21 protein-coding genes, 1 pseudogene and 1 riboswitch are annotated in these 23,522 nt (G+C 55.9%); of the genes and pseudogenes, 13 read left to right on the top strand and 9 right to left on the bottom strand.

The features are described from left to right. Window positions 1-120 precede the first annotated feature (120 nt). The gene (locus FJW00_RS01075) at window positions 121-1,170 is read right to left on the bottom strand and encodes an NAD(P)-dependent alcohol dehydrogenase (RefSeq protein ID WP_140922836.1); all 1,050 of its coding nucleotides are present in this window, start codon (window positions 1,168-1,170) and stop codon (window positions 121-123) included. Between the two features lie 111 nt (window positions 1,171-1,281). Between FJW00_RS01075 and FJW00_RS01070 the strand changes: the two genes are divergently transcribed. Next, window positions 1,282-1,668, top strand: a complete 387-nt coding sequence (locus FJW00_RS01070; protein ID WP_140029354.1) for a winged helix-turn-helix transcriptional regulator — start codon at window positions 1,282-1,284, stop codon at window positions 1,666-1,668. Window positions 1,669-1,703: 35 nt separating this feature from the next. Here FJW00_RS01070 and FJW00_RS01065 read toward each other — a convergent pair whose 3' ends face one another. After that, window positions 1,704-2,525 (bottom strand): Cof-type HAD-IIB family hydrolase, encoded by an 822-nt coding sequence (locus FJW00_RS01065; RefSeq protein WP_140029457.1) that lies wholly within the window; start codon window positions 2,523-2,525, stop codon window positions 1,704-1,706. Window positions 2,526-2,778: 253 nt separating this feature from the next. On the opposite strand from FJW00_RS01065, the gene FJW00_RS01060 reads away from it, so the two are divergent. Together FJW00_RS01060 and FJW00_RS01055 are read left to right on the top strand one after the other, a co-directional pair. Further along, on the top strand, window positions 2,779-4,041 hold the full coding sequence (locus tag FJW00_RS01060) for a DUF1479 domain-containing protein (RefSeq protein ID WP_140922834.1): 1,263 nt from the start codon (window positions 2,779-2,781) through the stop codon (window positions 4,039-4,041). Window positions 4,042-4,115: 74 nt separating this feature from the next. After that, on the top strand, window positions 4,116-4,865 hold the full coding sequence (locus tag FJW00_RS01055; RefSeq protein WP_140922832.1) for a DeoR/GlpR family DNA-binding transcription regulator: 750 nt from the start codon (window positions 4,116-4,118) through the stop codon (window positions 4,863-4,865). Here FJW00_RS01055 and FJW00_RS01050 read toward each other — a convergent pair. Beyond that, window positions 4,862-5,878, bottom strand: coding sequence for a LacI family DNA-binding transcriptional regulator (locus FJW00_RS01050; RefSeq protein ID WP_140922830.1), 1,017 nt, complete (start codon window positions 5,876-5,878; stop codon window positions 4,862-4,864). The two genes, FJW00_RS01055 and FJW00_RS01050, sit on opposite strands and share 4 nt — an antisense overlap. A 256-nt stretch (window positions 5,879-6,134) precedes the next feature. On the opposite strand from FJW00_RS01050, the gene ascF reads away from it, so the two are divergent. The 6 genes from ascF (at window position 6,135) to FJW00_RS01020 (ending at window position 12,484) form a co-directional block, all read left to right on the top strand. Continuing rightward, complete coding sequence (ascF, locus tag FJW00_RS01045) at window positions 6,135-7,583, top strand: PTS cellobiose/arbutin/salicin transporter subunit IIBC (RefSeq protein ID WP_058957089.1); 1,449 nt, start codon at window positions 6,135-6,137, stop codon at window positions 7,581-7,583. Between the two features lie 36 nt (window positions 7,584-7,619). Beyond that, the gene (locus tag FJW00_RS01040) at window positions 7,620-9,050 is read left to right on the top strand and encodes a 6-phospho-beta-glucosidase (protein WP_140922828.1); all 1,431 of its coding nucleotides are present in this window, start codon (window positions 7,620-7,622) and stop codon (window positions 9,048-9,050) included. Between the two features lie 106 nt (window positions 9,051-9,156). Beyond that, window positions 9,157-9,259, top strand: a riboswitch (TPP riboswitch). A gap of 70 nt (window positions 9,260-9,329) precedes the next feature. Next, window positions 9,330-10,031, top strand: a complete 702-nt coding sequence (locus FJW00_RS01035; RefSeq protein ID WP_140922826.1) for a TenA family protein — start codon at window positions 9,330-9,332, stop codon at window positions 10,029-10,031. After that, complete coding sequence (locus FJW00_RS01030; protein ID WP_140029348.1) at window positions 10,028-10,768, top strand: ABC transporter ATP-binding protein; 741 nt, start codon at window positions 10,028-10,030, stop codon at window positions 10,766-10,768. The genes FJW00_RS01035 and FJW00_RS01030 overlap by 4 nt, the downstream gene beginning before the upstream one ends. Next, on the top strand, window positions 10,765-11,523 hold the full coding sequence (locus tag FJW00_RS01025; RefSeq protein ID WP_140922824.1) for an ABC transporter permease: 759 nt from the start codon (window positions 10,765-10,767) through the stop codon (window positions 11,521-11,523). Before FJW00_RS01030 ends, FJW00_RS01025 begins: the two co-directional genes overlap by 4 nt. A 25-nt stretch (window positions 11,524-11,548) precedes the next feature. After that, window positions 11,549-12,484 (top strand): ABC transporter substrate-binding protein, encoded by a 936-nt coding sequence (locus FJW00_RS01020; RefSeq protein WP_140922822.1) that lies wholly within the window; start codon window positions 11,549-11,551, stop codon window positions 12,482-12,484. A 36-nt stretch (window positions 12,485-12,520) separates the two neighbouring features. Here FJW00_RS01020 and FJW00_RS01015 read toward each other — a convergent pair whose 3' ends face one another. Together FJW00_RS01015 and FJW00_RS01010 are read right to left on the bottom strand one after the other, a co-directional pair. Further along, window positions 12,521-14,293, bottom strand: a complete 1,773-nt coding sequence (locus FJW00_RS01015; RefSeq protein WP_046102763.1) for a sensor domain-containing phosphodiesterase — start codon at window positions 14,291-14,293, stop codon at window positions 12,521-12,523. Window positions 14,294-14,439: 146 nt separating this feature from the next. Then, window positions 14,440-15,666, bottom strand: a complete 1,227-nt coding sequence (locus FJW00_RS01010) for an FAD-dependent oxidoreductase (protein ID WP_140922820.1) — start codon at window positions 15,664-15,666, stop codon at window positions 14,440-14,442. Between the two features lie 167 nt (window positions 15,667-15,833). Between FJW00_RS01010 and FJW00_RS01005 the strand changes: the two genes are divergently transcribed. Together FJW00_RS01005 and clcA are read left to right on the top strand one after the other, a co-directional pair. Next, window positions 15,834-16,130 carry a YicS family protein gene (locus tag FJW00_RS01005; protein ID WP_140922818.1) on the top strand — a complete coding sequence of 99 codons (297 nt, stop codon included), beginning with the start codon at window positions 15,834-15,836 and terminating at the stop codon, window positions 16,128-16,130. Window positions 16,131-16,225: 95 nt separating this feature from the next. Next, window positions 16,226-17,614, top strand: a complete 1,389-nt coding sequence (gene clcA / locus FJW00_RS01000) for a H(+)/Cl(-) exchange transporter ClcA (protein WP_140922816.1) — start codon at window positions 16,226-16,228, stop codon at window positions 17,612-17,614. Window positions 17,615-17,690: 76 nt separating this feature from the next. Here clcA and FJW00_RS00995 read toward each other — a convergent pair whose 3' ends face one another. Continuing rightward, window positions 17,691-18,215, bottom strand: coding sequence for a phenolic acid decarboxylase (locus FJW00_RS00995; protein ID WP_009092833.1), 525 nt, complete (start codon window positions 18,213-18,215; stop codon window positions 17,691-17,693). Between the two features lie 917 nt (window positions 18,216-19,132). Continuing rightward, the gene (locus FJW00_RS00990; RefSeq protein WP_058957080.1) at window positions 19,133-19,813 is read right to left on the bottom strand and encodes a type 1 glutamine amidotransferase domain-containing protein; all 681 of its coding nucleotides are present in this window, start codon (window positions 19,811-19,813) and stop codon (window positions 19,133-19,135) included. A gap of 366 nt (window positions 19,814-20,179) precedes the next feature. Between FJW00_RS00990 and FJW00_RS00985 the strand changes: the two genes are divergently transcribed. Next, the gene (locus FJW00_RS00985) at window positions 20,180-20,395 is read left to right on the top strand and encodes a YdgH/BhsA/McbA-like domain containing protein (RefSeq protein WP_140922814.1); all 216 of its coding nucleotides are present in this window, start codon (window positions 20,180-20,182) and stop codon (window positions 20,393-20,395) included. 62 nt (window positions 20,396-20,457) lie between these two features. Here the strand turns inward: FJW00_RS00985 and FJW00_RS00980 are convergent, their stop codons facing one another. Beyond that, window positions 20,458-21,660, bottom strand: coding sequence for an MFS transporter (locus FJW00_RS00980; RefSeq protein ID WP_046102768.1), 1,203 nt, complete (start codon window positions 21,658-21,660; stop codon window positions 20,458-20,460). Between the two features lie 165 nt (window positions 21,661-21,825). After that, complete coding sequence (locus FJW00_RS00975) at window positions 21,826-22,566, bottom strand: nitroreductase family protein (protein WP_140922812.1); 741 nt, start codon at window positions 22,564-22,566, stop codon at window positions 21,826-21,828. A 578-nt stretch (window positions 22,567-23,144) separates the two neighbouring features. On the opposite strand from FJW00_RS00975, the pseudogene FJW00_RS00970 reads away from it, so the two are divergent. Next, window positions 23,145-23,522: pseudogene (locus FJW00_RS00970) on the top strand (hypothetical protein); the annotation flags it as partial.

Below are 23,522 nucleotides of genomic sequence, written 5' to 3'. Positions count from 1 at the left end.
CCTTTCGCACCCGGCTATCTGAAACCTGATTCAGAAATGCGAAAGTATGTTGTAACTATCATCGCTCATTCAGCAACGCGGGCATCGTGAAGGGCACGCCTTCACAGCGTGCCCCTGGCGTTACCAGCGCGTTTTCTGCATATCAATCACAAACCGATATTTCACATCGCTGGTCAGCATACGTTCAAAGGCCGTTTCGACCTCTTCACCGGTAATCATCTCAACATCCGCCGTGATGTTGTGCTGCCCACAGAAGTCGAGCATCTCCTGCGTCTCCTGAATACTGCCAATTGAGGTGCCGGTAATACTCAGACGGCGGAACACCATCGGTGTCACATTTGGTGACGGATGAGGCTGATCGGGGATACCCACCAGCACCAGCTGACCGTTGGTTTTCAGCGTATTCAGATAGGGATCGAGATCGTGTGGCGCAGCCACGCAGTCCAGAATGATATCCAGCGATGCCTGACAGGCCGCCATCTGGGCCGCGTCACGGGAAACCACCACGTTTTTGGCGCCCAGCCGGCGGGCATCCGCCCCTTTCTCTGGCGAGGTTGTAAACAAGGTGACCTCTGCGCCCAGCGCACTGGCCAGCTTAACCGCCATATGGCCCAGGCCGCCCAGGCCTACTACCCCGACGCGATCCCCCGCTTTAACATTAAAGTGGCGCAGCGGTGACCAGACGGTGACGCCCGCGCAGAGCAGCGGTGCCACCTCGTTCAGCGCCAGGTTATCGGGCACCCGCACGACAAAATGGTGATCGGCAATCACATGCTGGGCATAGCCGCCAAAGGTCGTGTTACCGGTGTACTTATCGGTTCCGTTATAGGTCGGCGTAAAGCCTGCCTCACAATACTGCTCTTCATGCTGCTGGCAGAAATGGCACTCGCGACAGGCGTCAACCATCACGCCGACCCCGGCAATCTCTCCGACCGCAAACTGAGTGACGTTCTCACCCACTGCCACCACCCGGCCGACAATTTCGTGACCCGGCACCAGGGGATAGCGGCTTACGCCCCACTCATTGCGCGCCATATGCAAATCGGAGTGACAGACGCCGCAGTAAAGGATCTCGAGTTTAACATCGTCAGCCTGAAGCTCGCGTAACTCCACCTGACCCGCTCGCAGCGGTTGATCTGCCTGACTGGCGACCAGTGCATTGATCTTCATCTGTTGCCTCTTCTCACCTGATGGTCGTAAAGAAAACGGCACACTATAGACACATGGGATCGGTTTTGGTAGTAGTTACCTTTTGGTTACCACCCTGCTAAGGAGACAATAATGCCAGCCTGGGTTGATGGAAAACTTTTGTTTTATGCGGATTCACCGCCGCGCCGCCTGCTGGAACTCTTTTCCGTCAAGTGGAGCACGATGGTGCTGCATGCGCTTTATCACTGGCCGGAACACCGTGCGCGCACGGGTGAACTGGAGCGGAGCCTGCAGGGAATTTCAAAGAAGATGCTGATTCAGACGCTGCGCGAGCTGGAGCAGCGCGGGCTGGTTGCACGCCATGTCTGGCAGGTGGTGCCGCCGAAAGTGGAGTACAGCCTGACCGCGCTGGGCATGACATTTGCCGGGCCGATTGAGCAGATGTATCAGTGGGGCCTGGAAAATCAGGCTGCGCTGGATGAAATGGAGAATCACGCGCGCAGCCACCGGGAGGTGTGAGGAGAACCAGGTGCGCCAGTCAGCCCGGCCCGGCCTCACTCAAAGGGAAATTCGCGCGCCAGCACGCGGGAGATCACATTCAGCGCCCCCTCTTCATTGTTGCTTTGCGTCTGATATCGCGCCACGGCGGCGACAGAAGCGGCGGCATTCGCCATTGAGAAACTGAAACAGGCCTGACGCAGCATCTCAATGTCGTTGGCGCTGTCACCGATGGCCAGCACTTCGCAGTCGCTGATGCCCCACTTCTCCTGCAGCAGCGCAATGCCATGCGCCTTGTGGCAGCCAGGAATGATCAGGTCGATAAAGCCAAACCCGCTGGAGACCGGATGCATGATGTTTTCCAGCTCGCCGAGTCTGGCATGCAGCCGTTGCAGCAGGGCATCCACCCCTTCATGCTCCAGATTCAGCGAGAATTTAAAAATTGTATCGTCAATGGCATAGAGGTCATCGCGTTTTTCCAGCCGGTGATAGTGATTTGAGAGCTTTGCCATCACCTCGTCAGAAGCCGATGCGTGCATGTAAGCGCCATTACGCCCGCACACCACCACCGCAATATCGGGTTCATGCGCGAGGATATCCAGAATCTTATGCACCTTCTCGCGGGCCAGCTCGCCACAGAAGATCTCTTCGTTGCAGTCTGAAACCCACGCGCCATTCTCCGCGACGAACGCGATCTCATCTTTGATGTCGGGGAAATAGCGCTGTAACTGGTAATACTGGTTTCCGCTGGCGACCACAAAACGGATGCCCTTCTGCTTCAGCAGCGCATACTGCCGTGAAAACCGCTGAACGTTGTACGCTTTGTTGTCGTCCAGAAAGGTGCCATCCATATCCACCGCAATCATCTTAACCGCCATCTCACCTGCCCCTATAGAGTCGCCGTTCTGTCCTTTCGGCTGATTGATTTGATTCATAAAGCTTACTCGCTGTGTGGATTAATGAGAATGCAAATAGTGACGTTGCTAACGGCTTTCGGAGCCTTCCGGTTCCGGAGTTGTGTTATCACGCACGTTTCGGAGCGTTAAAAAGATGTTAATCTCAGCCGTAAATTACGAATGAAGGTTATTTTAATTACACTCGTAACTCAACCCGAATAGTGAGGAGCATGAGATGCGTGATGAGACCCGATCGACCCCATTGCCGGAAGACGTCAAAGCGGCAATACGCGCAGTGAAACAGCAGTTGCGTCAGCAGATTGGTGATGTTGAAGGCCTGTTCCGGCAGGTGTGTGACAACATCGAGGCGGCGATTACGGAGGCAAAAGCGGATGAGGAGTGGACGGGCAGCGCCTGGCCAGTGGTGCCGATGCAGGATATTGCTGAGGGACAGGTTTCAGATGAAACCCGGGCGCGGATTAAACGGCGCGGCTGTGTCGTGATTAAGCAGCACTTTCCCCGGGACCAGGCGCTGGCCTGGGATAAGTCGATGCTCGACTATCTGGAGCTCAACCGGTTTGACGAACAGTATCGCGGGCCAGGCGATGATTTTTTTGGCACGCTGGCCGCCTCGCGTCCTGAAATTTATCCTGTTTACTGGTCGAAGGCGCAAATGCAGGCGCGACAAAGCCCGGCAATGGCACACGCGCAATCTTTCCTGAACAGGTTATGGACCTTTGATTCACAGGGCAAAGAGTGGTTTGACCCGGATGTCAGCATCATCTATCCCGATCGCATTCGCCGTCGCCTGCCTGGCACCACCTCCCGCGGATTAGGGGCTCATACCGATTCCGGCGCGCTGGAACGCTGGCTGCTCCCGGCTTATCAGCAGGTTTTCAGTAAGCTGTTTCACGGTGACTTTGCCGCTTATGACCCCTGGGACGCGGCACACCGCACTGAAGTGGATGAGTATGATCTGCCTGGCACCACCAAATGTTCTGTGTTCCGCACCTTTCAGGGCTGGACTGCCCTCTCTGATATGATCCCCGGTCAGGGCCTGCTGCACGTCGTGCCGGTGCCGCAGGCGATGGCTTATGTGCTGCTGCGTCCACTGCTTTCGGATGTGCCGGAGGATGAACTCTGCGGCGTCGCCCCAGGCCGGGTCTTGCCGGTTAACGAGCAGTGGCATCCGCATCTGATGGCCGGACTCTGTCCGATACCGGCCTTAGAGGCAGGGGATTCGGTGTGGTGGCACTGTGATGTGATTCACGCCGTGGCGCCGGTCGAGGATCAGCAGGGCTGGAGCAATGTGATGTACATTCCGGCCGCCCCGCTGTGTGAAAAAAACCGCCTCTATGCCCGCCATGTCGCACAGGCGCTGGCGCAGGGCCATTCGCCAGGCGATTTTCCTCCGGAGCATTATGAAGCGGCGTGGGATCAACGTTTCATGCCGGAAGATCTCAATCTTAACGGACGTCGCTCGCTGGATTTAGCCTGATCTGCCCCCGCGCTGCACCGGCGCGGGGAAAACCCTGATACACTGCCACTCCTGTTTTTCTGCGACATCCCATTATGAATCCGCGACATCATCAGATTATTCAACTGGTTAATAGCCGGGGCAGCGTGACGGTCAGTGAACTGGCGCAGCTCACCGGGGTTTCTGAAGTTACCGTGCGTCAGGATCTCACGCTGCTGGAGCGTGACCGTCTGCTGCGGCGGGTTCACGGCTCTGCGCTGGCGCTGGACAGCGATAATGTCGGTACCCGCCTGAACACCCGCTATCCCATCAAGCAGGCGCTGGCGCTTCACGCAGCCCGTCTGGTTGAGCCGGGGGAGTCCGTATTTATTGAAGGCGGCAGCACCAACGCCCTGCTGGCGCGCGCGCTGGCCGACCGTGCCGATCTGACCCTGATTACCGTCAGCCACTACATTGCCCAGCTTCTGCGTGAGGCGGCCTGCGAAGTGATTGTGCTGGGTGGGATGCTGCAGAAAAGCAGTGAGTCGGTCGTCGGCCCGCTGACCCGCTACTCCATTCAGCAGGTTCACTTTCACCGGGCATTTGTCGGCGTGGATGGCTGGCATCCGGAAACCGGCTTTACCGGTCGCAACATGCTGCGCTGTGATGTGGTGGATGCCGTTCTGGCAAAAGGGGCGGAAAGCTACGCCCTGACCGATGCCTCTAAATTTGGCCAGATCCATCCCTATCCGCTCTCATCCGGTTATCAGGTCGGGCATGTGATTACTGATGAAACGCTGGATGCCGTCACGGCAGAGCAGCTTAAGGCGCGCGCAGTTAACGTGATAACGGTCGCCAGGGGTTAAACCGCGCCTGGTCCCTGCGTGACCGAATCGCGCAGCATCAGGCTGGCGGTAAAGGGGGGATGAGCAGACCAGTCACCGCCGTCCAGCATGGTCAGCAGGCGATGAATCGTCTCATTGATCATCTCCGTCACCGGCAGTTTCATGCTGGATAATGACGGCGTGATGTAGGGTGCCAGCGGGATATCATCGAAACCGATCACTGAAACCTGATCGGGCACCGCTATCCGGCACGCTGTAAGCCGTTTGATCGCCCCGATCGCCATCTCATCATTACTCGCCACCAGCGCGGAGAAGGATACCCCGCGTGCCAGCAGCGTATCCACGGCCTCCATCCCGCTCTGAGCCGTCCAGCGGCCTGACACAATACGCGCCGGATCGGCGTCGATACTCTGTGCTGCCAGCGCGGCACGATAGCCGGAGAGGCGTTCCACCCCGGTCGGGGAATCGAGCGATCCGGTAATAAAGGCGATGTCGCGATGCCCCTGATTCAGCAGATGACTCACCGCCGTGACGCTGCCGGCGTGCTGATCGCTGTAGATGCAGTAGGTTTGATTGACACGCAGCCGCCGGTTAATGACCAGGATCGGCTGTTTGTGACGGGAGATAATGGCATCCAGCGCATCAATGGACAGAAAGCGCGGATAGATGATGATGCCGTCGCAGCGCAGATCGAGCAGAAACTGAATTGCCGCCTGCTCCTGCTCCGCCGTATGTTTGCCATCGGCTAGAATCAGCTGGCGGCCTTGCTGCTCCAGTATGCGCGCCGAGTGCGCCATCAGTTCCGTAAAGTAGCTTCCGCTGTAGAGGGTGTTGGTGATCACCAGCCCGATAGTCTGAGAGCTTTTCGTTGCCAGATTGCGCGCCAGCAGATTAGGGCGGTAGCCGGTTTCGGCAATCGCGTCGAGAACTCTCTGACGCTTTTCCTGACCGACATACCCGTTGCCGGAGAGCACGCGTGACACTGTCGCTTTTGAGACGCCCGCCCTGTTCGCCACTTCCTGAATCGTTGCCATGCTGATGCTCCTTTACTGCGTCGTTCTGCAGTCTACCTAAGCCTCTCAATATTGGAAATATTTACCCTCGCGCTCAGCCGGCCTTTGCGCCAATGGCAGGTGACGCCGGTCACAAAACGAAAATCTGGCTGATTTTTAGGCTTGTCCCGCTCATAAAAGCCCTTCATGATTTTGTGAAACCGGTTTCCTATCTGCCTGCATGCAGGCGCAAAAACATAACAACATTGACCGATTTACCCTACAGAGAAGAGCGATCATGCCCAGAAACTATGCCGAGGTGTCACGCGCCATCGTCGATGCGCTAGGCGGCCTCAACAATATCGAAGCCGTAACGCACTGCATGACCCGACTGCGGTTTGTGGTGAAAGATGAAACCCAGGTGGACTATCCCCGGCTGAAAGCGATCGATGGCGTGATGGGCGTGGTTCACAACGACACCCAGTGTCAGGTGATCATTGGAAATAACGTCTCTCAGGCCTTTCAGGCGCTGCAGGCGATGGGATCCCCTGCCGCCGACTCATCCACGCCGGTGAAACGCAAAATCACGCTGAAAAGCATCGGCGCAGGCATTCTGGATGCGCTGGTCGGCACGATGTCACCGCTGATCCCGGCCATTATCGGCGGGTCGATGGTTAAGCTGCTGGCGATGATACTGGATATGGCCGGTGTGTTTGAAAAAGGCTCCTCCACGCTGGTGATTCTCAACGTGATTGGCGACGGGGCCTTTTTCTTCCTGCCGGTGATGGTAGCCGCCTCTGCCGCGCTGAAGTTTAAAACCAATATGTCGCTGGCGATCGCCATTGCTGGCGTGCTGGTGCACCCTAACTTTATCGATCTGATGGCGAAAGCGGCGCAGGGTCAGGCCGTGGAATTTGCCTTCATTCCGGTCACGGCGGTGAAATATACCTACACGGTGATTCCGGCGCTGGTGATGACCTGGATCCTGTCACACATTGAGCGCGGCGTGGACCGCATTACCCCGGCCGTCACCAAAAACTTCCTGAAACCGATGCTGATTGTGCTGATTGCCGCACCCATCGCGATCGTGCTGATTGGTCCGATTGGCATCTGGATCGGCAGCGGCATCTCTGCGCTGGTCTACACCGTCCATGGCTATCTCGGCTGGCTCTCGGTTGCGATTATGGGCGCGATCTGGCCCCTGCTGGTGATGACCGGTATGCACCGGGTGTTTACCCCGACCATCATTCAGACCATTGCTGAAACCGGCAAAGAGGGCATGGTGATGCCCTCCGAGATTGGCGCCAACCTGTCTCTGGGGGGATCGTCTCTGGCGGTAGCCTTCCGCACCAAAAACCGGGAACTGCGTCAGACCGCGCTCGCGGCGGCGGCCTCCGCTATCGTTGCCGGCATTTCAGAACCTGCACTGTATGGTGTGGCCGTCCGCCTGAAACGCCCGCTGGTCGCCTGTCTGATTAGCGGTTTTATCTGCGGCGCGGTAGCGGGCATTGGCGGGCTGGCCAGCCACTCAATGGCGTCGCCTGGCCTGTTCACCAGCGTGCAGTTTTTTGATCCCACCAACCCGATGAGTATTGTCTGGGTCGGCGCGGTGATGGTGTTGTCTGTGGTGTTGTCGTTTGTGCTGACGCTGCTGTTAGGCTTTGAAGATATCCCTGAAACCGACGCCACCACCACGGCACAACCGGCAGCCGTACCCGAACGCGTCAACGCCATTAACAGCCACTAAAGGAAAGGGTCTTAGCGACCCGGAAAAGAGGAATGCATGTCTGAATCAAGGTTTCCGCAAGGGTTTTTATGGGGCGGTGCACTGGCCGCCAACCAGAGCGAAGGCGGTTTTCGCGAAGGCGGAAAAGGGTTAACCACCGTCGATATGATCCCGCATGGCCCGCATCGGATGCCGGTCAAACTCGGTCTTGAAAAACGGTTTGCGCTTCGCGACGACGAGTTCTACCCGAGCCATAATGCGATCGATTTTTATCATCGCTATCGGGAGGACATCGCGCTGATGGCGGAGATGGGTTTCAGCGTGTTCCGCACCTCGATTGCCTGGAGCCGTCTCTATCCCAAAGGCGATGAGCTGACACCTTGCCCGGAAGGCATTGCTTTTTACCGTTCGGTGTTTGAAGAGTGCCGGAAACATCAGATCGAACCGCTGGTCACCCTCTGCCATTTCGATGTGCCGATGCATCTGGTGACGGAGTATGGCTCGTGGCGTAACCGTAAAATGATCGACTTTTTTGCCCGCTATGCCCGCAGCTGTTTCGAGGCGTTTGATGGTCTGGTGAAGTACTGGCTGACCTTCAACGAGATTAATATCCTGCTCCACAGCCCCTTCTCCGGTGCCGGACTGGTGTTTGAACCAGACGAAAATCCGGAGCAGGTGAAATATCAGGCGGCGCATCATGAACTGGTCGCCAGCGCGCAGGTGACCCGCATTGCGCATGAGGTCAATCCGGCTAACCAGGTTGGCTGCATGCTGGCGGGCGGCAACTTCTACCCCTGGTCGAGTAAACCGGAGGATGTCTGGGCCGCGCTGGAGAAAGATCGTGAAAACCTCTTCTTTATCGATGTGCAGGCACGCGGCGCCTATCCTGCCTATGCGGCCCGCCTGTTTCGGGAGAAAGGCGTAACGCTGAAGATCGAGGAAGGTGACGCGGAGATTCTGAAAAACAGCGTCGATTTTGTTTCGTTCAGCTACTACGCCTCACGCTGCGCCTCGGCGGAGATGAACGAGCAGAACAGCAGCGCCGCCAATGTGGTGAAGTCTCTGACGAATCCCCATGTGCCGCGCAGTGAATGGGGCTGGGGCATCGATCCACTCGGATTACGTATCACCATGAACATGATGTATGACCGCTATCAGAAGCCGCTTTTCCTGGTCGAAAATGGTCTGGGCGCACGCGATGAACCCGATGCCAGTGGCGAAATCCATGACGACTACCGCATCAGCTATCTGCGTGAACACATCCGCGCTATGGGTGACGCGATTGAAGATGGCGTGCCGGTCATGGGCTACACCAGCTGGGGCTGCATCGATCTGGTGGCGGCCTCAACCGGCGAGATGAGTAAACGCTACGGTTTTGTCTATGTTGACCGCGACGATCTCGGGCGTGGTACGCTGGCCCGCACGCGTAAAAAGTCATTCTGGTGGTATAAGAAGGTCATTGCCAGCAACGGAGCCGATCTTGAGTGACAACGTCACTTATTGAGTGTTGTGTCTGCGGTGATACGCCTGTCAGCGACGCCGCAGGTATGCACGCAACCTGCCGTTGTACTCTGCCGGTAATTATCGTATAACCGATGTCTCCGAGGGGTGTCCTGTTATGGGCTGAGATGGCGTATGCCGAACCCTTTGAACCTGATCTGGGTCATGCCAGCGAAGGGACGGGTCGGCAGATATTTCTGCGTCATCTCCTGCATCACTCCCTGTTCCAGCCCGTATGCCCGGATCTCCATTGTGACAGGAGATCTGATGACACATCCGCTTTTCGAAACCGGCTTTTACGGTCGTCTGCGTCAGCAGGCTGGCCCTCACTGGCACGCCTATGTGGCACATAACTTTGTACAACAGCTCGGTCAGGGTACGCTGCCCCCCGCCGCGTTTCGCCATTATCTCACCCAGGATTATCTGTTTCTGCTGCACTTCGCCCGCGCCTGGGGCCTGCTGATAAGCAAGCTCTCCGCGCCGGATGCCCTGCGCAGCGCGACGGCGTCGCTCAACGCCATCGTCAGCGAACTGCCGCTGCATCTGGACTACTGCCAGCAGTGGGGCATCAGCGAAGCGGCAATGGCGAGCGAACCGGAGGCGGTGGAAACGCTCAACTACACCCGCTATGTGCTGGATGTGGGTCACAGCGGCGATGCGCTGGAGTTGCTGACCGCGCTGATGCCCTGTGTCGCCGGGTACGCTGAAACGGGTCTGACCCTGCTACAGGATCCTGCAACCCGCTTCAGCGGTAATCCTTATGCGGCGTGGATAGAAAACTACTGCGATGAGTCCTATCTGAACGGCGTTCGCAACGCCCTTTCGCTGTTTGAAACCCTGGCGGGCGAGCGTGCGGCTGAGCAGCGTTTTGCCTCACTGGCGCAGATTTTTACTACCGCCACACGGCTGGAATCCGCGTTCTGGCAGATGGGACTGAATCATGCGGCCAGTCTGCAGGTCCGCCCATGATTGCTTCAGCCTGTTCGGCGCCGCCTGGTATCGCAATCCGTCAGCTGTCACTCAGGTTGGGTCAGCAGCAGCTCTTCAGCCAGCTCACTCTGGAGATCGCGGGTGGCCAGTTTACAGCGTTGCTGGGGGCGAGCGGCGTGGGTAAAAGCAGTCTGATGCGGGTGATTGCCGGTCTGTTACCGCCTTCCTCCGGCCAGGTCAGCGGCAGTGATGGCCTGCCGCTGACCGGACGCATCGCCTGGATGGGACAACAGGACTTGCTCTATCCGTGGCTGACAGTGGAGCAGAACGTTTGTCTGGCCAGCCGCCTGAACGGGGAGAAGCCGGATCGTGAGCGGGCGCAGCACCTGCTGGCGCGTGTCGGTCTGAGTCGTTATGCCACTGCTCGGCCCGCGACGCTCTCCGGCGGGATGCGTCAGCGCGCCGCACTGGCTCGCACCCTCTATACCCGCCAGCCCGTGGTGCTGATGGATGAGCCCTTCTCTGCGCTGGATGCCCTGACCCGCAGTCAGATTCAGACGCTGGCCGCGGAAGTGCTGGCCGGGCACACCGTGTTGCTGATAACGCATGATGCCGCAGAAGCCTGTCGATTGAGTCATTATCTGCTGGTAATCGGCCCGACGGGTATCGAAGCCTCTCCCTCCCTCCAGGGGCAGCCTCCACGGGCGGCAGAGGATGTCAGCGTCATCCGGAGTCAGGCTGCCCTGCTGAATCAGCTGAGCAGGTTAGCAGGATGACGTCAGGACAACGATCTGGCGGACTACGCCGGGGTGTGACGCTTTTTACGGGCCTCATCGGATTGTGGTGGCTCGTTTCCCTTTCCGTCCCCGCTTTTTTGCTGCCCTCACCCCCGGCGGTCGCCACCGCGCTCTGGCAGAACGCCCGCTATCTCAGCCAGCACAGCCTCATCACTCTGACGGAGATCCTCAGCGGCATGGCACTGGGCGTGCTGCTGGGCGCCCTGCTGGCGCTGGGGATGTCCTTTTCGCCGCGGTTGCAGCGCTGGATGATGCCGCTGGTGATCACCAGCCAGGCGATCCCGGTGTTTGCGCTGGCGCCCCTGCTGGTGCTCTGGTTCGGCTTCGGGATGAGCGCCAAAGTCGCAATGGCGGTGCTGGTGATCTTTTTCCCGGTGACCTCCGCCTTTTTTGATGGCCTGCGTCGCGTCCCGCCCGGCTATCTCGATCTGGCCCGCACGCTGGGCGCCTCACGCGCGGCTCAGCTGCGTCATGTCAGGCTGCTGGCGGCACTGCCCGCGCTGGGGTCCGGTTTACGGATGGCGGCCGCGGTGGCCCCGATTGGCGCCATTATCGGAGAGTGGGTCGGTTCAGCGGAAGGACTGGGCTACGTCATGCTGAATGCCAATGCCCGGATGCAGAGTGATCTCTGCTTTGCCGCCCTGTTCATTCTGGTGCTGATGACGCTGCTGCTATGGCTGTTCATCGATTTCCTGCTCCGTCGCCTGATTAGCTGGGCCCCCGAAACGGATTAATGACCTTAACTGACGAGAAAAAAGTATGACGAAAATACCGCTCTTTACCCTGCTGCTGGGTGCCGCCTTCGCCACTCCCCTTCAGGCAATGGAAAAACTGACGCTGGTGCTCGACTGGTATATCAATCCCGATCACGCGCCGATCATGGTGGCACAACAGACCGGCGCCTTTGCCGCAGAGGGGCTGGAGGTCAACATTATTCCCCCTTCCGATCCGGCGCTGCCGCCGCGCCTGGTGGCCGCAAAGCAGGCAGACTTAGCCATCACTTACCAGCCTCAGCTGCATTTCTTCGCCGACCAGGGCCTGCCCCTGATGCGGGTCGGCACCCTGATCAATACGCCGCTGAATACGCTGATCACACTCGACAGATCGATGAAGAGTCCGGGGACGTTAAAAGGCAAACGCATCGGCTATTCCGTCAGCGGTATTGAGCAGGCGACGCTGGCGACCATGCTGAGCCATGAAGGAGTAAAGGCCGATCAGGTGACGCTGATTAACGTCAACTTTCAGCTCACCAGCGCCCTGCTGACCGGAAAAGTGGATGCGGTGATCGGTGGCTATCGCAACATCGAAGCGCTGGAGATGAAAGATCAGGGGAAAGATCCGATGGTGTTTAACGTTGAGGATTATGGCGTTCCGGCTTATGACGAGCTGATCATCGTTGCCCATCGGGATGAGGCGCATTCAGAAAAGATCAGAAAATTTCTGCGGGCACTGAAGAAGGGAAATGCGACGTTACAGGCCCAGCCTGAAGCGAGCTGGCAACAGTTTGCCCTCGCCCATCCGGAACTGAATACGTTGTTGAATCACCAGTCATGGATGGCGACGCTGCCGCTGTTCGCCGCCGATCCGGCAAAACTGGATCGCGCACGCTATCAGGCTTATGAACAATTTCTCTTCGATAACCAGCTGATTAAACGCATGACCCCGGTTGATCGCTACGCCACTGACAGCGAATAAGAGACCGGCCCGCAGCGTGCGGCGCGGGCCGATTTCCTAGCGGACCTTCTGATAGAGCCAGTGTTCGATGTCACTGGCGGGCAGCGGTTTTGAGAAGAAGTAACCCTGAATTTCGTCACAGCCGTAACTTTTCAGCAGTGCCAGCGTCGACTCGGTCTCTACCCCTTCCGCCAGAACGGTGTAGTTGAGCTCTTTCAGCATCTGAATAATGCACCTGACGATGATTTTAGATGCCTCATCCTCACCCATGCGCGAGATCAGGGAGCGATCGATTTTGATCACATCCAGCGGGATATCCTGCAGGTAGCTGATGTTGCTGTAGCCTACGCCGAAATCATCCAGTGAAATGACAAAGCCGTGCGATTTCAGTGCCTCCAGCCCCTTGATCCCCACATCGCTTTTGGTGATCAGTTCATTCTCAAGACATTCAATACCCATAATCGAGGCCGGGAGCTGCGCGGCCGTCAATTTCGCCAGCAGGTTGTCGGCAAAATCTGCTTTTGAGAAATCACGTTCACTGACGTTAATGGAGACCGGAATCAGATCGTATTCGCGATTCCAGCGCGCCAGTTGCTCTATCGTGTGATCGATGACCCAGTTGGTGAGGTCGGAAATCAGATTCGTTTTACCCGCTAACGGAATAAATTCTGAAGGAAAAAGTTCACCCCGCTCAGGGTGATTCCAGCGGATGAGTGCCTCCAGCCCGACGGTTTTGCCGGTTCTCAGGCAGACTTTGGGCTGCCAGGCGAGATAAAGCTCTTCATCTTTATGCAGCGCCTGCGCCAGATCGTTCATGATCATAAAGTCATCGGTGCGACGTGTATCGTAGCTCTCATCAAACACCATCGCGCTGATGTTCTCATCAATCGCTTCGTGCAGCGCGCTCACTGCCTGACGCACCGTTTCATTGGCATCCATCTGCGACGGCACAAATTCGGTTTCGCCGGTGTGAACATCCAGATCGAGCGTAATGTTCTCGGCCAGGTCGGCCTTGAGGCCTGTGAACAGGTCAATCATATTCTGCGCAGTGTAGCGACCAGACCAGGGCTGAATAATGGCAAAGCGGCCCGGTGCAAAGCTGTAGAGCGTTTCGTTTTCAGTCAGATTGAGCCGGTGAGCGACATCTTCTGCCATCTGCTTCAGCAGTTTCTCCATCGGTGCGATCCCGACGGCACGTGAAAGCTCATACGCGCGAATAATGTCGATGCAGTCGATCAGGATCAGACGAAAGCGGCTGTGCGGTGCGGTCAGGGTCAGCTGCTGAATATCGCGCAGCAGGCGTGGACGATTCGGCAGATGCGTGATGACATCGGCAAAGCCCGCATTGTTCCAGGCATCCAGAAACGAGGTGACCAGCGTTGCCAGTGAGCGCAGAACCGTCAGTTTCTCGTCGGTAAAGGGGTGAGGCTCGGTATCCGTGACGCAGAGGGTTCCCAGTACCGAACCTTCAAGATTCTGCAGCGAGACACCGGCGTAGAAACGGATATGCGGATCGCCCTCTACAAACGGGTGGGTGACGAAGCGCTCATCCAGCAGGGTGTCGACCACCACCAGATGGCCTTCGCCATCAATCACATGGCGGCAAAGTGACTCATCCCGGGTCGATTGCTGAAGATCGAAGTTGCGAGAGGCTTTAATATACTGATTATGGTCGTCAATAATCGAAATGAAGCTGCCTGAGATACCCAGGACCTCACTGGCAAGATTCACAAATCTCTCCAGCACCTCATCCCGGGTTTCATCCGGTGACAGCAGTGCCTTAATAGCACTCAGTCGTTTTACGTCACTGCCATTTTGCTCGTTATGCACGAAACCTCTCCTATGCAGGCGCAAAATTCGAAATAATTTCGCTGCTTAATGCTCAATTAGCGCCCAATTATCAGATAAATAGCGGCTCAATCTGACAGTAATTCCACAGCGAAACAGTGTCGCATGATATCTGAACGCTGTCGAAATCATTTATTGTCCTTACCACGTGCAACCTGCGGCGATTCCGGCCGGAACCCGAGTCCGATGAGGCGACCGGCCATAAACTTCAGAAAAGGCAGCCGACCGATCATCCCGGGAATGCGACTGCTGCCACCGGTTTTCTTTTTGCTCTTTTTGCGGCTCATTTTGATCTGCAAAAACTGCGTGGCAACGGTAGGAAACTGACGGCGCTTCTGCACTTTTTCCAGGTCGCGCAGCTGCAGCTCACCGGCTTTAAGCGGCGCAGTCAGAATATTCGCCGTCGCCACCGCATCCTGAATCGCCAGATTCACACCCACCCCGCCTATGGGCGACATTGCATGCGCCGCATCGCCAATGCAGAGCACGCCAGGCTTCGCCCACTTATCGAGCCGGTCAATGCGGATAGAGAGCAGCTTAAACGCCGTCCAGTCCTCGATTTCCGCCATTCGCGCGGCTTCAAAAGGTGACAGGGCCGCAATCTCCGCTTTAAACGCATCAAGTCCGGCGGCCTGTTTCGCGTCAAACTCCCCCTTGGGGATAGTCAGCCCGCACTGCCAGTAGTCACCGCGATCGATAACGATAAAGTTTCGTCGCGGTCCCGTGTGCCCCACGCCCATATCAGGGTCGTGCGGCTGCCTGCTGAGACGGAACCAGATGACATCCCGTGCCGCGCCAAAAGCCTGACTGGTCAACCCTGCCGCTGCGCGTACCTGAGAATGTCGGCCATCCGCACCCACCACCACTTTGCAGCGGACATGAATGCGCTGATTTCCGCGCAGTGCCGTGACGCCACTGACCGTGCCATTTTCCTCATTAAGCGACTCAAAGGCCGTTGACCGCAGGAGAGTGTAGCCCGGATATCGGGCGCTGTGATCGGCAATAAAATTCAGGAAATCCCACTGCGGCATAAAAGCGATAAAGCGGCACTGAACCGGCAGGCGGGAAAAGTCGGCCATGGTGACTTTCTGGCCGGCAATCTCCGCCTCCAGCTTTTCGACCCGCTGATGCGGCAGCGTGAGAAATGCCTCCAGCAGGCCGAGCTGGTGCATCGTTTCCAGCGTAGAGGGGTGGATGGTGTCACCGCGAAAATCGTGCAGAAAATCGGCGTGCTTTTCGATGACCACCACGCGCACGCCTGCCCGGACGAGCAGATAGCCCAGCATCAGGCCAGCCGGGCCGCCCCCGACAATACAACAGTCAGCGGTGAGGATTTCAGTAGAATGTGGCTGCATGTCGGCTCCCTGTCACGCCAGTATTGCTATGATTATTGCGTCAACCGTGGCGACAACGCCGCAGTCGGTCGATAGTGCTCTGCTCAGGCTTACCACTCTGGGTGATTAATCACCTACTGAAAAACTGCGGAGGACAGCCTGCTGTCATCCGCCGTCAGGAGATCAGTATGAACCCGATCCGAATCACGCTCTCCGTTCTGCTAATGTCAGTCCCGCTGATTGTTATCGCCGCGCCCTATGACACACTGAAGTTTGCGCTGCGCCAGCAGCAGATCACCGACGATCTGCGGCAGAAATGTTCACTGCCGTCCGCCACGTCCGACGAAACCCTGCGCCAGACGTTTCTTCATGATCAGCAGAACCATGCAACGTTGATTGCCGCGGCTCAGGCCCTGAAAAATCAGGATACGCCAGCCTACCGCGAACGCATGGCGCAAGTGGTTTGTCCACCGCAGGCGAAATAGCCGCTTTCCTCAGCTGAAATTGATCCTGACGTTTGTTTTCACCTTATCTCTCAGTACACTGGAACGCTGGTCTGGTTGAACAAGAATCCCTCTCAATGAATGAAGAAATACCGCAACCGGTTTATGTTCCCCGCTCCATCGCGGCACGCAGCCGGATGTTCCGCGCCCTGCTCCACCGTGATAAGACGCCGCTGGCGATGCTGTTTTGCGCTGCGCTGGTCGGTTCGCTGGTTGGCCTGGCCGGGGTAGCCTTTGCCCGCGCCGTTGAGGCTATTCAGCAATGGCGCGCCGACACACTGATACCCGCCCACTTTCAGGGCTGGCCACTCTATGTGGCCGCCTTTGCCATCTCGGCGTTGCTGGCGATGGTCGGCTATTTTCTGGTCAGACGCTTCGCCCCCGAAGCCGGTGGCTCCGGTATTCCGGAAATTGAAGGGGCACTGGAGGAGCTGAGGCCGGTGCGCTGGTGGCGGGTGATTCCGGTGAAATTTTTTGGTGGTATGGGCACGCTGGGTGCCGGAATGGTACTGGGCCGGGAAGGCCCGACGGTGCAGCTGGGCGGCAATATCGGCCGGATGGTGATTGATATTCTCGGGATGCGCAGCAATGAGGCGCGGCATACGCTGCTGGCAACCGGTGCGGCGGCCGGTCTGGCAGCGGCGTTTAACGCGCCGCTGGCGGGCATTCTGTTCATTATTGAAGAGATGCGTCCGCAATTCCGCTATAACCTGATATCCATTAAAGCCGTATTTACCGGCGTAATTATGGCCAGCATCGTCTTTCGCTGCTTTAACGGCGAACAGGCGGTCATCTCCGTAGGCAAACTGGCGGATGCGCCGGTGCAGACGCTGTGGCTCTACCTGGTGCTGGGCATGATTATCGGGATGGTTGGTGTACTGTTTAATCGCCTGATTTTTCTGACGCAGGATATGTTTGCCCGCTTCTACGCCGGTAAAACCGCACGGGTTGTACTGGCGGGGGGCTTGTTAGGGGGCGGCTGTGGCATTCTGGCGCTGCTGTTCGCCCCAGGAGCGGGTGGCGGTTCAGAACTGATCCCCCAGGCTGTGCATGGCGTCTTCCCCTTCGCGCTGCTGCTGCTGATCTTTCTGGTCAGGCTGATTACCACCCTGCTCTGTTTCAGTTCAGGTGCGCCGGGCGGTATTTTTGCGCCGATGCTGGCGCTGGGAACTCTGCTGGGTACCGCGTTTGGTGGGGCGATGACCGATCTCTTTCCGTTCTATCAACTGGAGCCCGGTACGTTCGCTATCGCAGGGATGGGTGCACTGTTTGCGGCCTCGGTCAGAGCACCTCTCACCGGTATCGTGCTGGTGCTGGAGATGACCGACAACTATCAGTTGATCTTACCGATGATTATTACCTGTCTGGGCGCGACGCTTCTGGCGCAGTTCCTGGGAGGCAAACCGCTCTATTCATCTATTCTGGCCCGCACGCTGGCCCGGCAGTCGGCCGTGACGCCTCCTTAAGCGGACATTCACGCCGCGGGATAAAGGTTCTTATCCCAACCGGCTACCCGCCTCTCAGGGCGGGTAGCCCGGCCACTTACTTGTCATCAAAATAGTCAGCAGGCATCTGGCCGGGTGCCAGATTGATCACTTCATCATTATCCGGCCCCTCATTTTTCATGTAGGTGACCTTAGCGAACTCAGGAATAATCACGTAGGGGTAAGCGGGACCTTCGTCGCGGAAGCGATGCATATCCTCAATGAAGTCATTCTGATAGCAGATAGTTTTTTCAGGATGCTGACCTTCTCCGGCAATCCACTGCGGGAAGAAGATGGTCCCATGCAGCAGAGTGCGATTAAGATCGAACAGCAGGCTGACGCAGGTTCCGGTCGGCTCATGCCAGTCTACTTTGTAGATGCCCGGGGCAAACTGAACCGCGTGCATCTTCTGGTTGGTCACCCAGCGGCCGCCCACCAGCCCCTGATGAATGCGGTAGTCACAGGTGGTTTCATTGCGCGCGTACCACTCATATTTCCAGCCATTATCATAGGTATAGACAAAGTGCGTACCCACGAACTGAGACAGATCGCTGGCAATATCCTCTGGAGATTCTGCAGACATGTTACCCTCTCTGGACAGGCACCCGAACCGGGCGCAGATAAATGTATAAACCAGCCGGCAAATACTCACTATGGACCAGACTGGCTGAATTGCCATCCATAGCCGGAAATTGTCATCGGATTGTCACAGAGCCGGATCGTTCACATTGACAGAGAAGGGTCACTGAGCAAGAGTCGATTAAATGCCTGAAAGAAAGATAAAAGCCCTGACTGAGACAGCCAAGGCTTTTAGGTTACTACTGATTTAACATTTACCATTAACTAACTTAATTAACAGGAACAACTTTGGTACAGCTATTTATGAACAGATTCTGCGGATAATAATGAACACGGTTACAGAATGTCACTATTATTAACGGTCTCAACCACCTGAGAGTCTTTCGTGAGACAAAGACAGGTCAGGCCCGTATAAATCTGCACACCCCCATCGCGATATATACTCTTTGATGCGTTGCCTTACATTCATTACGACGTGTAATCCGCAACCGTAACCGTCGTCAAGTCACGTTCAGAACTACGAGGCCTTACATCATCGCGATGCAATACTGCTTATCTCTCAGTGCGTTACTACGACTCGATTTAACAGGATTGTGATTAACTCAAAAGAGCTGATGACAACAATGTTTAACAGAACCGCCGACAGCTTAAGCGAATAAGTCCATCGACACCGATAACACCGTTAATTCCCGGTGTGTCAGGGCACTTTCATGCCGCTGATAATTCTTAATCTACCTCTGATATAAATAATGTCAACACTGGAATTTAACCCATGTTTATATCTTCAGTGCTCCGGAAATTTTTCATGGAGTGATAATCGATATATTGATCCTGAATAATTCGGCCGGTAACTATTTTGACAGAGAGGATTAAAAGGCGATCACAAGGGCGGCGACAGACGCCCCTGTGAAAGACCCGACGCTATTTTTTCAGACTCGCCAGAAGAACCTTCGCGGTCTCAGAAGAGGAGCCCGGGTTCTGCCCGGTAATGAGCAGACCATCCTGGACAGTGTAGGACTGCCAGTCCTCTCCCCGTGAATAGAGACCGCCATTCTGTTTCAGCGCGTCTTCCACGAGGAATGGCACAATGTCGGTCAGGCCAACGCCCTCCTCTTCACTGTTAGTGAATCCCGTGACTTTCTTTCCCTTAACCAGAGGCGTGCCATCCGGATTTTTCACATCGCGCAATACGCCTGGTGCGTGGCAGACCAGTGCTACCGGTTTGCCAGCCTGCAGGGTCTGCTCAATCAGTGCAATGGAGTGTTTGTCATTTGCCAGATCCCATAGCGGGCCATGGCCGCCCGGATAGAACACAGCGTCAAAGGCATTCGGGCTCACGCTGTCCAGTTTGTGGGTAGAAGCCAGCACCGCCTGCGCAGCCGAATCGCTATGGAAACGACGGGTATCCGCGGTCTGAGAGTCAGCTTCATCACTTTTAGGATCGAGCGGAGGTTGTCCTCCCTGTGGGGATGCCAGGGTTACGTCTGCACCCGCGTCAAGAAAGGCATAGTAAGGTGCGGCAAACTCTTCCAGCCAGAAACCGGTTTTCTTGCCGGTATTACCCAGCTCATCATGTGAGGTCAAAACCATCAGAATCTTCATGTCCGCTCCCTGTAAGCGTTTCAGGTTAAGAGTTCAGGCGCGTCATACCCGATGTTAATCGCGCCTTCTTCTGTTTTGTCCGTCAGTCGTGACGGACTCTGAGGAATCACTGAAATTTACCGCTTAATATTCGGTGATCCGCAACCCATTATAGTTCATCACTATTCTTTTCGTTTTTCTGCCGGATAGGCGTATCAGACTCTCTGCAAAGGTTCTCTCACCAGCCTGAGATGAGCGCAACCCGGCACAACTAGTTAGCATGATCACGATTACCGCACTAATAGTTAATATTGATATGGTAACTATGGTTATTATTATTCCCATCGGAGGCACACATCCTCCTCATTGATAAACAGGAATATGACCATGAAAAACGTAAAAGCACTTTCAATTGCCGCTCTCGCCACCCTTTCACTGATCTCATCTGGCAGCTTCGCGCAGAGCGTGTCTGTGACCTCCTCAACACTGGATGGCGCAGAGTCAAAAATCGCTGCTCAGGCACAGGAACAGGGCGCGCAATACAAAATCACCGAAGCGAACACCAACAACCGTGTTCATATGACCGCAGAACTGTATAAATAACGGATGGTCGCAAACGGAATTGCCAGAAGAGGCTGCCCAACGGGCAGCCTTTTTTGTGTCGGTCAGGCGAGGCGTGCGGCTGGTGCGCTGCCGGTGCGCCACCATAAAATCAGCGCCGCCAGGGCGATCACGCCCAGAACAGCAAAGGCGGTGCTGTAGGAGTAACGCGCGGCGATCATGCCCGTCATGGCCGGACTCAGCGCAGCGCCCGCTCCCTGCATCAGCATAATCACGCTTTGCCCGGCGTTAACATGGCCGGAGCCACGCAGCAGAGAGACGATATAACCCGGCACCGCCACCCCCAGGATCCCGGCTGCCACCCCATCCAGTACCTGAACCGGTATAACAAAGAGGGGAGCGGCAAAGCCCGCCGCAATCACCGCGCGCAGCGGTAAGATCATCAGGGCGACCATAATAAAGAGTCGGTAGCCGTGCGTTTCGACCCGTTTAGAGACCCATAGCGCCACCGGAATCATCACAAGCTGCGAGATCACCACCGTTGCCGCAGCAAAGAGGCCAGGGCTGACCGCTGCCTGACCGCCTGCCGAGGCGACGCGCATGCTCAGCATCGGCAGCAGCGCGGCATTGGCAAGATGAAACAGCAGCAGCGTCACACCGGCCACCAGCAGGGCCGGTTTGCGTATCAACATCGATAAGCGCGGCGCGGGTTCACGCTCTTCATTCTGCTCGTAACCGCGGGCAACGTCGTTATCGATCTCATCGCCGCGAATCGCTATCGTGGCAACAGCAGCGAAGAGCGCCATCACCGTCATCAGAATAAAGACCGCGCCCATTCCCCAGTACCAGGCTGAAAATCCCGCCAGCAGTGCGGCGATGGTATTCCCGCCGTGGTTAAAGGCCTCATTGCGACCCATCTGATGGTTAAAGCCGCGCTGGCCGGTCAGTCCCAGGGTGATGCCCGCCACGGTCGGGCCGATAAAGGCCGCCGCTATTCCCGCTACGATTTGTGAGACCATGGCGGTCCAGGTCTGATTGCTGTACCAGAGCAACAGCGTGGCGACCGTGATCACCAGACAACCCAGCAGCACAATCATTTTCTTGTGTCGGGTGGCGTCGGCCGCGATCCCGGCAGGCAGCGTGGCCAGTAACCCGGCGATGCCGCCGCAGGTCATGACCAGACCGATTTCGTCGGGACGCCAGTGTCGCTCCGTCAGAAAGATGCCCAGAAATGGCCCCAGCCCATCGCGAACATCGGCCAGAAAAAAGCTCATCAAACAGAGCGCGTAGAGAGAACGCTGTGACATGTTATTTCCCTGGAAGGTAAGTGTTAAAGGCAATAGCGCTTCGGTTAAAAAGGAAATTATGTGTTACAACGAGGAAAGTCACATTTCGTTATAGTAACAAAATGAAAAAGGCCACCCGTATCTGGAAACGGGTGGCCCTGGCGTGTTTCGCGGTAAATGCGCGGCTTATTTATCGGTGCCGAAACCCTGCTTCAGCAGTGCAGGCAGCACAGCCGGGAAGTAGATGTTTTTGTAATAACCACCGACGCTTGCACTCCAGCTTTCGCCATCGTTGCGGCCGATGTTTTTCCAGTGCTGCACCATCTCATCGTTATAAGCGGCAATCTGCTGCTCCAGCCCCTGAGTTTTATAGGTCTCATCATGGCGGAAGGTCGCCAGCGGCAGACGGGGTTTCTGATGAGCGGGTTCATCAACATGACCAATGACCACACCTGCCACAGGGAACGTCAGCGGCGGCAGATCCAGCAATGAAATCATCGCCTGTGGATCGCGACGGATCCCGCCAATTGGCACAATGCCTAATCCTTCTGCGCGCGCGGCAGCCATCACAGAGCCCAGCGCAATCCCGATATCGGTTGAGCCAGAGACGATGCTTTCGATGCTCTGATGCGCGATTTGCTGCTGATCGACCGCAGACATCGCTACGGCAGATTTATGCATATCAAGTACAAAGGTGATGAACACCGGTGCTTTAGCAATCCACGGCTGACCCCCCGCAATCGCGGCGATCTCCGCGCGACGGCCTGCGTCACGCGTGATGACAACAGAAACCTGCTGCGAGTTGACCGATGTTGGCGCACGGTAAGCGGTACTGATAATCCGATCCAGTACAGCCTCATCAACGGGTTGCTCAGTGAAACTGCGTTCACATTTGTGACTTGTGAAAATATCAATCAGATCACTCATAGTTCCTCCCATTTAAAAAGCAACTATAACAGTAACGTATTCGCACGCTTGGTATTTCGAGGGTTTTTGAGCACCCTTTTGTAACCGTTTTTAAACACGTCTGCGTCTGTGTACATGTTTAAAACGCCGGAGTTAAAGTTACCGAATCACTCACCGCCGGTGCGCTATTTAGTCAGTCCCGTTACCGGACATCTTTTAAGCGCTGTGTGCAACTGACAATGCAATGCTATCTGCTGCAACGCGCCCCCCGGATTGAGCCATTACCCTTCAGGCGATTAACGCCTGCTTCACCGTTTGACCGCGGCTAAAAAGCAGACAGGTAGCAGAGGCCTTTATCATGCCTGCGGCGTTAATCGCTCTTTCCTGAAATCCCTTTTTCATATTCCGACAATTCATCAAAAAGAACCGAAGGTAACCTATTTAAGCGCTATGTGAATAAACCGATCACACAATTACGGGACATCTTTCAGGTTATATTGATCAAGCGCATTACTGAAGCGTTAACCATATTTACATAAAAAGAACGGCCAGATAATGTGAGACATAAATCAGGGATGAATGGTTCGAGGGAATGAGCAATGCCATACAGCTATCAGGTGATAAGATATTTACAACAAAATAACATTTTAGCTAATCAACTCGATCACGCTGTTTCAGGCGTTAAGCAAGCCGTATTAAATCAGATTGAGATGACAGGCGCTGGTGCCAGACGCTTGCTCTATTACACCTCCTGCTTTACCGATGAATATAAAGATGTTTGCCTGCAGCAAAAGACCGAAGATATTCGGTTTGCGAAAGGTATTTACCACCTATTGCGACATGAAGATATTATTTATGAAATGCTTAATATCTATTTTAATGAGATATTGCGCTATAAAACATCTGAGCAACTACAACATATTAAGCATTTGCTTATGGCAAAAAATATTCATATCGCAGCAAGTTCATTGACTAAT

It is taken from the genome of Pantoea anthophila, assembly GCF_006494375.1.
Lineage (GTDB): Bacteria > Pseudomonadota > Gammaproteobacteria > Enterobacterales > Enterobacteriaceae > Pantoea > Pantoea anthophila.
The sequence above is the reverse complement of the archived record's forward strand: the minus strand, read 5'-3'. Positions and strand labels throughout refer to the sequence as shown.